Here is a 10,633-nt window from a genome sequence, read left to right as displayed (position 1 = left end):
CGCTCTCACCTTCAGTCTAAACGCAACGCAAGACACAAGCGGGCTTGCTCGCGAATGCAATCTGTCAGTGACATCAATGTTGACTGACCCACCGCTTTCGCGAGCAAGCCCGCTCCCACAGTAGAGCTACGGTGTTCATGGGTTCAGAGTACGTAGAACAAGATCGCCACAAAATGCAGCAAACTGCCGGCAATCACGAACAGATGCCAGATGCCATGGGCGTGCCGCAACCGATGGTCCAGCGCGAAAAAGACAATGCCGACGGTGTACAAGACGCCGCCCGAGGCCAGCCAGGCAAATCCGGTGCTACCCAGGGCCGCCAATAACGGTTTGACCGCCACCAGCACGATCCAGCCCATCACGGCGTAGATCACGATCGACAGGATTCGCGCTTCGGAGCGCGGCTTGATCTCCTGCAAGATCCCGATCAGCGCCAGCCCCCAGACAATCCCGAACAAGGTCCAACCCCATGGCCCGCGCAGGGTGACCAGGCAGAACGGCGTATAGCTGCCGGCAATCAGCAGATAGATCGAAAAGTGATCGACCTTCTGCATGATTTCTTTTTTGCGCCCGCGCACGCTGTGGTAAACCGTCGACGCGCTGTACAGCACCAGCAAGGTGAAACCGTAGATGGCCACGCTGACGATCTTCCACACATCGCCCGTCATCCCGGCAATGACCAGCAACCACACCGCCCCGATAAAAGCCGCCACCGCCCCGACCAGGTGGGTCCAGGCGTTGAGTCGCTCTCCGTGATACATCCAGTCCCACCTCACATTCCAAAACAGACGCCAAGGCTCAGGCTTGGCGCTACAAAGTGCAATGTTTAGCTCTCTGTGGGAGCAAGGCTTGCCCGCGATGGAGATAACGCGGTTTCCCAGGAGCCGAGTCGCCTGCATCGCGAGCAAGCTTTGCTCCTACAGATCAACATCCCCCTACTGATTGGGGCACAATCGGGTGATACGAATAAGAGTCCACCCCATGCTGATCGACGAAGAATTGACCCTGAAAAAACTCGAGGTGTTCCTGGCGTTCATGCGCACCGGCAATCTTGCGCGGGCGGCGGCCGAGTTGCAGACCAGCAACGTTAGCGTACACCGGGCCATTCACTCGTTGGAAAGCGCCTTGCGTTGCCCGTTGTTCAAGCACGAGGGCCGCAACCTCACGCCCCTGGAAAGCGCTTACGTTCTGGAAGAACGCACCCAGAAGCTGATTCAGGACGTGGTCGAAAGCGTGCGCCTGACCCGTGAAGCCGCCGGGTTTTCTGCGGAGCGGTTCAAGCTCGGCTCGCTGTATTCACTGACGGTCAAGACCGTGCCACAGTTGATCATGGGCCTGAAGATCCGCCGCAGCGAACTGAACATCGACCTGATCCTGGGCTCGAACATCGACCTGCTGTACAAGCTCAAGAACATGGAGGTGGACGCCATCCTGATCTCCCTGGACGACAGCGTGAACGATCCGGATTGCGAGCATATCGAGCTGTTCTCAGACGACATTTTTCTCGCCACGCCAGCCGATTCCACCTTTGCCCAACGCAGTGAAGTGGACCTGGCCGACGTGTGTAACGAAACCTTCATCACCCTCACCCAGGGCTTCGCCACCCATCAGGATGGTAATCGAGTGTTCAAGCAGGCGGGGTTCGAGCCGAAGGTGGCGATGCAGGTCAACGATATCTTCACCCTGCTGAGCATGGTCAGTTCCGGGGTCGGTTATGCGTTACTGCCAGGACGGATTGCGGCGGTGTATGAAAACCGGGTGAAACTGATCCCGTTGCAGGAAAAGTATCGGCTGCAGCAGCACATCGGCGTGGTATTCCTGAAGGCCAAGGAGCGCGACCCGAATTTGCTGGCGTTGCTGGCTGAGTGCCGGATGTATGCCAATCGCCAGGCTTGAGACCGAGTCGCCCTCATCGCGAGCAGGCTCGCTCCCACAGGGACACGCGGTCGACTGTGGGAGCGAGCCTGCTCGCGATGAGGACAGCCAGCTCAGCGAAAATTCAAAGCCTTAGCCCAGCAACCCCCGCATGATCAGATACAACAGCGAAGGCCCGAGCAAGCACCCGAGTGCCGTGTAGAACGCCGCTGTCAGGCAACCATACGGCACCAGTTTCGGATCGGTGGCCGCCAGGCCGCCGGCCACGCCGCTGGAAGTGCCCATCAACCCGCCAAAAATTACCGCACTGCGCGGATTGTTAAGGCCAATCAAAGGTGCCACGAACGGCGTCGCCACCATCACCAGGATCGCCTTGATCAAACCTGCGGCGATGGACAGCGCCATCACCTCGGAACTGGCACCAATCGCCGCGCCAGTGACCGGCCCGACGATGTAGGTCACCGCTCCGGCGCCGATGGTGGTCAGGCTCACCGCGTCGGTGTAACCGAAGGCCATCGCCACTCCGACACCGGCGATGAACGAGGTGGCCACCCCGACGAACAACGCCAGCACCCCGACGAAACCGGCGCGCTTGAGCTCATCGACACTCACGCCGAACGCCGTGGCGACAATGGCGAAGTCCCGCAGCATGGCGCCGCCCAGCAGGCCGATGCCCGAGAGCAGCGGAATGTCTACCACGCCCTTCTGCCCGCCGGTCATCGCACCGCCGATGTACGACAACACCAACCCCAGGAGAATCGCGATGGCCGAACCGTGCAGGCGGCCCTTGGTGAACGTGTCGCTGATCCAGTACGACACCCACATGGTGATGCCGACAATCGCAAAGCCACTGAGCAGACCGTAGCCGGTGATCACTTTCATCATTGATTCGTACATGGCAATCACCCGACCGTCTTGGCGGAAACATCGCTTTCAGGACCTTTGTTGCCGATGCGCACCAGCACCGGAACCATCGCAAAGGCAATCACCACCGCCAGGGTCCCGGCCAGAATCGCCATTGGCCCGCCCTTGAGCGCGCCATAGACGTTTTGCTGGGCCGCCATCGCGACCACGATAGGAATGTAGATCGCACTCCAGAATTCCACGCCGGCTTCGGACTTGCCCTTGAACAGCCCGCGTTTGCTCAGGTAACTGCCCAGGCCGATCAACAGCAGCATCGCAATGCCGACACCGCCGACGTTGGCCGGCACGCCGATCAGTTTGCCCAGCAGCTCACCGATGAAAATACCCGCCAGGGTACAAAAGGCCAGAAACGCCACACCGTAAATAATCATTGTTGTAGTCCTCAAAGTGCATCGTCGAAGTTGTTGTTTTTGTGCTTCGCCAGCTTGAGTCGGTGGTTTAGGGTCGGCGGCGTCCCTCCTCTCTGAGCAGCGTCTGCAAGGTGTCCAGACGCGCACCGTCGAAAGCAATGACGGTGCCCTGCTCGAACACCCGACGCGCCAGTCCCGTCAAAACCGCACCCGGTGGCAGTTCGATCTGTAATCGCACGCCTCGCTCGTAGGCGCTTTGCACGGTGCCGCGCCAATCCACCACGCGGCACATGTTGAAGGCCAGGTCCTCGCGCAAGGCGTCGGTATTCACCACGGGCCGGGCACGACTGCCGCTCAGATAACCCAACGTGGGCGCTTTCAACGGCACGTCGGCAAACGCCTGGGCCAGTGTCCGGGCCGGGACCTCCAGCAACGGGCAGTGGGACGGTACGCTCACCGCCAGCCGACACGCTTTCGCGGCGCCCTGGCTGCGTGCCCTCTCGGCGACGCCGCCCATGGCCTCGTCACTGCCAGCAATGACCACCTGGTTATCGGCATTGATGTTGGCCAGGTAAACCGGCGTCATGGCGCTGTGTACCTGCGCGAGCAACACCTCCACTGTCGCCAGATCAAGGCCGATGATCGCCGTCATGCCGTAGCCTCGCGGATACGCTTGCTGCATCAGTTCGCCCCGCAGGCTGACCAGCCGCAAGGCATCATCGAACTCCAGCGCACCGGCCACCACCGCCGCCGGGTACGCGCCGATAGACAGGCCCGCGACGTAATCCGGCGCAGGTGCCTGCTCCAACAATTGCCTGGCCGCTGCCACACCAGCAATCAACAGACACAGTTGCACGGCCCGGGTCGATTGCAACGCCTCGGTGCTGTCCAGCTGTCGTACGTTTTCGCCCAGCACTTCACCGGCCAGTTCCAGCAGTTGCGGCGACACGCCCTGGAGCATGCCCGCTCGCTGCGCACCCTGGCCGGGGAATACCAAAAGGCTGCTCACGCCACTTGCTCCAGCGCCGCTTGCCACGGATCGGTCACCAGACGCGCCTGAAGATTATCCTTGAGCAACACCCGCCGCGCCGAGCCGGCCCACTCGCGCAGAGCGACCGCGCCGAATGGGGTTTGCAGTTGCATGTCCACAGCGCATGTCGAACCGTCCAGTTGCGCCAACAAATCCCTGGCCTGAATACGATCCAGCGGATGCGGTGTACGCAGGATCAAATCCAGGTCACTGCGCGCATGCAGCGCGTCGATGCCACTGGCCAGTTCAAATCCGGCGCTGCCGCTGACGCCCCAGATCCAGCCGCTGGCATCCAGCATCGACCGTAATTGAGCGAGCGCCTGCAACGCCGGCAGGTCACGGCGCAATGCGACATGGCAAAGATCCTCCGGGCGCACCCGGCGCTGGATCGCCGCCACCGGCATCGACGTGGCGTAACGCTGTTCCCGTGAGGCTCCGCGCACACCCACGGCAATGTGTCCCGGCGCGCTCATCGCCCGCCGCACCACCACCGGTTGTCCAAGGCAGAGGGACTCAATGACCCACGCCGGCGCCTCCGCAGGCAGCAGCTGTGGAGTCATTCCCCACAGCAGGTCGTGGGCCAGGAACGTGCTCACCACTGCGCTCTCAACAATTGGCGAACAGTGCTGGAGGCCGCACGATGCGTTGCTCCGAGACGGCTGCTCAGGTCCCGAGGCGCACCTGCCACTTCGTTGATCGCCTGTTGCAGGCAATCCCTGACCCGCGCCAGATCCGCCGCGTTTGGCTGTTCGATCTGCTCCACCGACAGGGCTTCCCAGAGCAAACCGAGGCTGGCGAAGCTGTCGATGTCATAGGCCATCGGCGGCACGCTGGCGGCCAGGGCTTCAAGCTCTTCGACACTGCGCAGGGTCACCCGCGCCGCCGAGGCCTTGCCCATGGCGTGGACCATCACGCCAGGGTCGCGCAAGGCGATCAACCGGTTGGCCTGATAACCGTGGGCCAGAAATGCCCCGGACATGGCCTTGCCCACCAGCAAACCAATCACCGGATGCCCGGCCAGCCGCGCTCGGGCATAACTGTCCGCCGCACCGGCCAAGGCCTGATGAATGCCGAGGGCTTCTTCGCGACGACCGTAGGCCTGGCTCGGCACATCGACGATGGCGATCAGCGCGCGCTTGCTGGACGCATCACGGTCGGCGTCAATGGCGTCATCCACGGCCTTGGCCAAACCCCAGCCTTCCAGCAAACCGACTTCGCCGTTGCGGGCCCGAGGGAAACGGCTATCGGGATCGGCCACGACCGCCAACAGCCGCACGTTTTGCTCGCCCAGTGTGACGTCGGCCACTTTCAGCGAAGCGGGCAGTCCTGCCAACGGCATGGCGCCGCCGCTCAGCGCCGCGAACCAGCGCAAGCCTCTCAACGAATACGAATTCATGGGCGTTCTCCCTGATACAACTGGCGAACCGCGGCCGGTTCGATTTGCACTTCAGTGTCCAGTCGGGCCAAACGTTGCAGGAACACCTCGGCCTGAGCGCTGCGGTGCTGGGCGGGTACGCCCAAGTGCAATAACTGGCTGACTTGCTCGCGGATCTGCATCACGTCATCGGCCACATAGCGGTCCACCAACCCGGTGGCGAAGCGTTGCTCACCACCGGTCAGGCTCCAGATGAACGGCCGATCACGGGAATCGTATTCGTCGATCCCGGCTTCCTGCTCGATCACTTGCGGACCGTTCAGGCCCAGCCGCGCTTCCTGGGTCACCAGCAGATAGCTGCACAGCCCGGCGGCGATGGACATGCCGCCAAAACAACCGACGCTGCCGGCCACCACACCGATGACGGGCTGGTACTGGCGCAAGTCGACAATCGCCGAATGAATCTCGGCAATCGCCGCCAGCCCCAGGTTGGCTTCCTGCAAACGCACGCCTCCGGTTTCCAGCAGCAACACGGCGCGGGTCGGAATGCCTTTGCGGTTGTCCTCGGCGGCCAGCTCCAGCGCGCCGGCGATCTTCGCCCCGCCGACTTCGCCAAGGCTGCCACCCTGGAATGCGCCTTCGATGGCTGCGATCACCACCGGCAGGCCATCAAGAAAGCCCTTGGCGATCACCACACCGTCGTCGCTTTGCGGCACCACGCCCTGGCGCAGCAGCCAGGGCGACATGATTCGCTGGAAGGGGTCGAGCAGTTCGCGGAACGAACCATCATCCAGCAGGGTTTTGGCCCGTTGCCGGGCACCCAGCTCGACGAAGCTGTGTTTGTTGAGCAGCGCTGCGCTGTCAGTCATGACCGATCTCCTCGAAGCCTTGTTCCAGGCGCAAACGCACCACGCCGGGGGTGGCGCCGAAATCGTGGATGTCGATAGACAGGGCCGGCGGCATCTGGCCATCGAACATGCGGGCGAACAGATGCTGCCAGCGTTGCTCACTGCCGTTGACCGAGGTCTGCACCTGAATGGTCAACTTGCCCGCCAGGCCCGGTTCGATCAGCACTTCCAGGTCGCCCGAGCCGACGCAGCCCACCAGCGCCCGACCCCGTGGCGGCTGCCCGGCGGGAAATTCAAAGGATAAGGTTTGCATCAGCACACTCCTGGGAAGAGGCCATCGCCGCGCTCGATACGGTCGAGGAACAGGCAGGCGGCGAGCAAGTCGGCAGCGCCGCCGGGCGAGGCGTTCATGGCAATCAATTGTTGATCCAGCGCATGCAACTGGCGACGACCGCCCAGGCTGGCGCTGCCGCCCGCGTCGAGCACTGCTTTGGCGCCGTACTGCATGGCCTGCAAACCCGGTTCGCCGGCGCGGTAGAGCACGCAGGTGTCGGCCAACGTCGTCATGATCGCCAGCAAGGCATCGAGCCGGGCGTTCTGTTCGCCCGCCCCCGCCGCGCGACTGCGCTTGAGTTGTGGCAGGCCCAGGCCGGTGACGGCCGGGAATGCCAGCTGTGCCTCTTCCCGGGCGCCGCGCACACCGTAGCGTTGGGCCACTTGAGCACCATGGCTGAAAGGTTTGGGGGCGTAGCGATCTTCCAGCAAGGCCAGGCGTGCGGCTCTTAAAGCAACGGCGCCGGGGGCGCTGGATTCAGGGTCTAGCGCGGCTGCAGCCACCAACAGACCCAAAGCCCAGATCGCGCCACGGTGGGTGTTCACACCGTCGGTGGTAGCGAGCATTGCCGCTTCCCCGTCACGGCCGATCCGCCCAAGGGCTTCGCGCAACGGCAGGCCGATCTCGCCACATTCGAGGGCGGCGTCGGCCATTTCCTTGAATGCCGGCCACAGCGACAACGCCGAAGCGTGCATCAGACCCAAGTGCAAATCGGAGTGAGCGCCATTGCCACGCCGATCTACCAGGGCCGGTTTGGGTGACAGATCGGCTTCGTCGATCAGCGCGTCCACCGCCATGTCGGCCAGACGTTCGGCCAGAGACAAACTTTCAGGTTGCAGGTTGAAGGCGTGCATTTACCAACTCCTGAACTTGGCGGGCGGGTTGTAGAGACCACCGGACCACTCCACCAGATCGGCCACGCTCTTGGCGGCGAGCAACTCGCGGGTGGCGTCGGTGCGGCGAATGCCGAGGTCTTCAGGCAGGGCAACCAAGCCTTCGCGGCGCATACGGGCAGTGTCTTTCGGGTTATGGCGCAAACCGATGGCAGTGACCCCGGCCACGGCGGCAATCATTGCCTGGCGCTCTTCCAACGAACGGGCCTTGTACAGGTAGGCGATGCCTTCTTCGGTGAGCAAGTGGGTGACGTCGTCGCCGTAGATCATGATCGGTGCCAGGGGCATGCCGGCTTTTTTCGCCACCTCCACCGCGTCGAGGGTTTCGACGAAGGTGGGTTTACCGCCCTCCTGGAAGGTCTCGACCATCTGCACCACCAGTTTCTTGCCCCGCTCAAGCAACGGCGCCTCGCCATCGCCGTGGCGCATGTCGAGCCAGGCCGGCGTGCCGTGACGGCGACCGCGCGGGTCGTGGCCCATATTCGGCGCACCGCCGAAACCGGCCAATCGGCCACGCGTCACCGTCGAGGAGTGTCCGTCGCCGTCCACCTGCAAAGTGGCACCGATGAACAGGTCCACCGCGTATTGTCCGGCCAGTTGGCAGACCATGCGGTTGGAGCGCAGCGAGCCGTCATGACCGGTGAAGAACACGTCCGGCCGCGCGGCGATGTAGTTTTCCATTCCCAGCTCGGTGCCAAAGCAATGCACGCTTTCGACCCAGCCGCTTTCGATGGCCGGGATCAGGGTTGGATGGGGGTTGAGGGTCCAGTTACGGCAGATCTTGCCCTTCAAGCCAAGGGACTCGCCGTAGGTCGGCAGGATCAGCTCGATAGCGGCGGTGTTGAAGCCGATGCCGTGATTGAGGGACTGGACGTTGTGTTTCTCGTAGATCCCGCGGATCGCCATCATCGCCATCAACACATGCACCGGCTTTATGTGGCGCGGGTCGCGGGTGAACAGCGGTTCGATGTAGAACGGCTTGTCGGCCACCACCACGAAATCGACCCAGGACGCCGGGATATCAACCCGTGGCAGGTCGCTGACATCGTCCACCAACTGGTTGACCTGGACGATAACGATGCCATCGCTGAAGGCCGCCGGCTCAATCAGCGCCGGCGTGTCTTCGGTACTGGGGCCGGTGTAGATATTGCCGGCACGGTCGGCCATGAAACCGGCCGAGAGCACCACGTTGGGAATCAGGTCCACCACCAGCCGGGCATAAAGTTCGATGTAGGTGTGAATCGCACCGACTTCCAGCAGGCCGTCTTCCAGCAGTTGGCTGATGCGCAGGCTCTGGGTGCCGGCGAAGGAAAAATCGAGTTTGCGGGCAATGCCGCGCTCGAACAGGTCCAGGTGTTCGGAGCGGCCGACGCTGGGCATGATCATGTGCAGGTCGTGCAGCTTCGCCGGGTCGACTTTGGCCAGGGAGCGCGACAGAAAGTCCGCCTGTTTCTGGTTATTGCCCTCCAGCACCACGCGATCACCCGGCAGGATCAACGCCTCCAGCGCCGCAACGATCTTGTCGGTGGGCAACACCACACCGTCGGCAAGCCCCTTCACCAGCTCGAGACGCCGCTGCTTTTCGCAACGCCGCCGCGTCCAGCGCGAGTCGGGGGATATTATTGTTGTCATGACCACTCCACGGGTTCGCTGTCGTGGAGGTCACATTAGGAGCGTTGTAGCGAGGACATCAATCAAGCTCGGTGGCGGATCGTTACGCTTGGCGTAATGGTTGAATGCCGCAGCGGACAATGCTTTTGTGGCGAGGGAGCTTGCTCCCGCTCGGCTGCGCAGCAGTCGTCGCTTTTGGGGCCGCTTCGCGGCCCAGCGGGAGCAAGCTCCCTCGCCACGGATATCAAGTCTTGGCCATCAATTGCCGGACCCGTTCGAGCAGTTCTACCGCACTCTCAATCAGTTGGGTAAGCAGTGCATCATCTTCATCCATATACCCCTCGTACTCGGCAAGGTTGCGTCGCTCATGACACAGCGCGAATAACCGAACCTGTACTTTTCCGACGTCCGCCGTGTGAATCAGACACTGAAAGACCAGATAGCGCTTGTCCGAACGGTAGCCGCTCAAGCGTAGCGCCGTGAGCGCTGCGGCATGGGCGGCGTTGTAGGCCAGGTCGAACCGGCTGGCAAATGAGAGGGAAGTTGTTTGTGCGTCCCTCAGGCGATCCACTGCAGAACGCATCAAGCCTTCACATTCCTGACGATCCGGCGGTTCGGCTTTCAGGCCGCCGCTATGTAACAGGTTCTCCAGGTTTTCGTGCTTGCCCATCCTTGGTCCCCAAAGGGTTTGCACCCAGCAAATCGATCTTGTCCTGTTGTGCTACGCGCATCACGAAACTGTTCCCAGCGGCAAATTTTGCAGCCCAGTCCCGGGGCGTGTAGAGCGTTGGATTCAGAGGGCGGCCCAGTTGCTCTTCCAGAGGCATGAGCCGCTCCATCACTTCACTGTAGTGCAGGCCTTCGCCGATCAGCATGAGATCAATGTCACTGGATGCGTTTGCCTGGCCCTTGGCAATAGAGCCGTAGACGAACGCCCACCTCAGTTGTTCTGAAAAGGGCTCCAACGCCTGGCGCAACGGTTCGGCGATGCCGATGGTTTTCTGCACGATGCCCAACAACTCGCTGTAAATCGGGCAATGTGGATTGGCTTGATAATGGGTTTGATTGCCCAGTCGCGTCACGGTGAGTACGCCTGAGCGTTGCAGCCTCTCCAGCTCCCGCATGAGGCTGCCCTTCCCGACTTGAGCCCAGCGGGCAATTTCGTTGGTATAGAAGCTTCGATCCGGCTTACCGAACAACAAGCCCAAGACCCGTTGCTGGGTGGCAGTGAATAGAGCATCACTGAGAGAGAGGTGATTCATGGAGGACACCTAGAGTCCCAAAAAGGGAACGATAGGTCCCTTTTTGGGACTTATCAATCCTTGAATTTTAGTTTAGTCCCAAAAAGGGACTAATCGGACCCCTTATGGGACCGAAGTCGCTTGTCGAGTAG

13 protein-coding genes are annotated in these 10,633 nt (G+C 61.9%); 1 reads left to right on the top strand and 12 read right to left on the bottom strand.

Annotation, left to right across the window (positions count from 1 at the left end; translation table 11 throughout):
- Positions 1 to 143: 143 nt before the first annotated feature.
- Positions 144 to 761: a hemolysin III family protein gene (locus MA884_RS08445; protein ID WP_256230011.1), complete on the bottom strand. Its 618-nt coding sequence runs from the start codon at positions 759 to 761 to the stop codon at positions 144 to 146.
- Positions 762 to 981: 220 nt separating this feature from the next.
- Between MA884_RS08445 and MA884_RS08440 the strand changes: the two genes are divergently transcribed.
- Positions 982 to 1,896, top strand: coding sequence for a LysR substrate-binding domain-containing protein (locus MA884_RS08440; protein WP_256230010.1), 915 nt, complete (start codon positions 982 to 984; stop codon positions 1,894 to 1,896).
- Between the two features lie 111 nt (positions 1,897 to 2,007).
- On the opposite strand, the gene madM is transcribed toward MA884_RS08440, so the two are convergent.
- The 11 genes from madM to MA884_RS08385 all read right to left on the bottom strand — a co-directional run bounded on the left by madM (position 2,008) and on the right by MA884_RS08385 (position 10,502).
- Complete coding sequence (madM, locus tag MA884_RS08435) at positions 2,008 to 2,772, bottom strand: malonate transporter subunit MadM (RefSeq protein WP_256230008.1); 765 nt, start codon at positions 2,770 to 2,772, stop codon at positions 2,008 to 2,010.
- A gap of 5 nt (positions 2,773 to 2,777) precedes the next feature.
- Positions 2,778 to 3,170, bottom strand: coding sequence for a malonate transporter subunit MadL (gene madL / locus MA884_RS08430; protein WP_256230007.1), 393 nt, complete (start codon positions 3,168 to 3,170; stop codon positions 2,778 to 2,780).
- A gap of 67 nt (positions 3,171 to 3,237) precedes the next feature.
- Positions 3,238 to 4,158, bottom strand: a complete 921-nt coding sequence (gene mdcH / locus MA884_RS08425; protein ID WP_256230006.1) for a malonate decarboxylase subunit epsilon — start codon at positions 4,156 to 4,158, stop codon at positions 3,238 to 3,240.
- The gene (locus MA884_RS08420; protein WP_256230005.1) at positions 4,155 to 4,775 is read right to left on the bottom strand and encodes a malonate decarboxylase holo-ACP synthase; all 621 of its coding nucleotides are present in this window, start codon (positions 4,773 to 4,775) and stop codon (positions 4,155 to 4,157) included. The genes mdcH and MA884_RS08420 overlap by 4 nt, the downstream gene beginning before the upstream one ends.
- Positions 4,772 to 5,575 carry a biotin-independent malonate decarboxylase subunit gamma gene (mdcE, locus tag MA884_RS08415; protein WP_256230003.1) on the bottom strand — a complete coding sequence of 268 codons (804 nt, stop codon included), beginning with the start codon at positions 5,573 to 5,575 and terminating at the stop codon, positions 4,772 to 4,774. Before mdcE ends, MA884_RS08420 begins: the two co-directional genes overlap by 4 nt.
- Entirely contained in the window at positions 5,572 to 6,423 is an 852-nt protein-coding gene (locus MA884_RS08410) for a biotin-independent malonate decarboxylase subunit beta (RefSeq protein WP_256230002.1), read from the bottom strand. Before MA884_RS08410 ends, mdcE begins: the two co-directional genes overlap by 4 nt.
- Positions 6,416 to 6,715: a malonate decarboxylase subunit delta gene (locus tag MA884_RS08405; RefSeq protein ID WP_214913753.1), complete on the bottom strand. Its 300-nt coding sequence runs from the start codon at positions 6,713 to 6,715 to the stop codon at positions 6,416 to 6,418. The genes MA884_RS08410 and MA884_RS08405 overlap by 8 nt, the downstream gene beginning before the upstream one ends.
- Positions 6,715 to 7,590 carry a triphosphoribosyl-dephospho-CoA synthase gene (locus MA884_RS08400; RefSeq protein ID WP_256230001.1) on the bottom strand — a complete coding sequence of 292 codons (876 nt, stop codon included), beginning with the start codon at positions 7,588 to 7,590 and terminating at the stop codon, positions 6,715 to 6,717. The genes MA884_RS08405 and MA884_RS08400 overlap by 1 nt, the downstream gene beginning before the upstream one ends.
- Positions 7,591 to 9,261: a malonate decarboxylase subunit alpha gene (gene mdcA, locus MA884_RS08395; protein WP_256230000.1), complete on the bottom strand. Its 1,671-nt coding sequence runs from the start codon at positions 9,259 to 9,261 to the stop codon at positions 7,591 to 7,593.
- A gap of 223 nt (positions 9,262 to 9,484) precedes the next feature.
- Positions 9,485 to 9,910: a hypothetical protein gene (locus tag MA884_RS08390; RefSeq protein ID WP_256229999.1), complete on the bottom strand. Its 426-nt coding sequence runs from the start codon at positions 9,908 to 9,910 to the stop codon at positions 9,485 to 9,487.
- Positions 9,873 to 10,502 carry a nucleotidyltransferase domain-containing protein gene (locus tag MA884_RS08385; protein ID WP_256229998.1) on the bottom strand — a complete coding sequence of 210 codons (630 nt, stop codon included), beginning with the start codon at positions 10,500 to 10,502 and terminating at the stop codon, positions 9,873 to 9,875. Before MA884_RS08385 ends, MA884_RS08390 begins: the two co-directional genes overlap by 38 nt.
- Positions 10,503 to 10,633: the final 131 nt, after the last annotated feature.

Origin of the sequence: Pseudomonas sp. Q11 (assembly GCF_024494355.1) — a bacterium.
GTDB lineage: Bacteria > Pseudomonadota > Gammaproteobacteria > Pseudomonadales > Pseudomonadaceae > Aquipseudomonas > Aquipseudomonas hefeiensis.
The sequence above is the reverse complement of the archived record's forward strand: the minus strand, read 5'-3'. Positions and strand labels throughout refer to the sequence as shown.

Coding starts and splice junctions, on each gene's coding strand:
- MA884_RS08440 (WP_256230010.1), top strand. CDS start 982: ATGCTGATCGACGAAGAATTGACCCTGAAAAAACTCGAGGTGTTCCTG.
- MA884_RS08400 (WP_256230001.1), bottom strand. CDS start 7,590: ATGCACGCCTTCAACCTGCAACCTGAAAGTTTGTCTCTGGCCGAACGT.
- mdcA (WP_256230000.1), bottom strand. CDS start 9,261: ATGACAACAATAATATCCCCCGACTCGCGCTGGACGCGGCGGCGTTGC.
- MA884_RS08405 (WP_214913753.1), bottom strand. CDS start 6,715: ATGCAAACCTTATCCTTTGAATTTCCCGCCGGGCAGCCGCCACGGGGT.
- mdcE (WP_256230003.1), bottom strand. CDS start 5,575: ATGAATTCGTATTCGTTGAGAGGCTTGCGCTGGTTCGCGGCGCTGAGC.
- MA884_RS08445 (WP_256230011.1), bottom strand. CDS start 761: ATGTATCACGGAGAGCGACTCAACGCCTGGACCCACCTGGTCGGGGCG.
- MA884_RS08410 (WP_256230002.1), bottom strand. CDS start 6,423: ATGACTGACAGCGCAGCGCTGCTCAACAAACACAGCTTCGTCGAGCTG.
- MA884_RS08390 (WP_256229999.1), bottom strand. CDS start 9,910: ATGGGCAAGCACGAAAACCTGGAGAACCTGTTACATAGCGGCGGCCTG.
- madL (WP_256230007.1), bottom strand. CDS start 3,170: ATGATTATTTACGGTGTGGCGTTTCTGGCCTTTTGTACCCTGGCGGGT.
- madM (WP_256230008.1), bottom strand. CDS start 2,772: ATGTACGAATCAATGATGAAAGTGATCACCGGCTACGGTCTGCTCAGT.
- MA884_RS08385 (WP_256229998.1), bottom strand. CDS start 10,502: ATGAATCACCTCTCTCTCAGTGATGCTCTATTCACTGCCACCCAGCAA.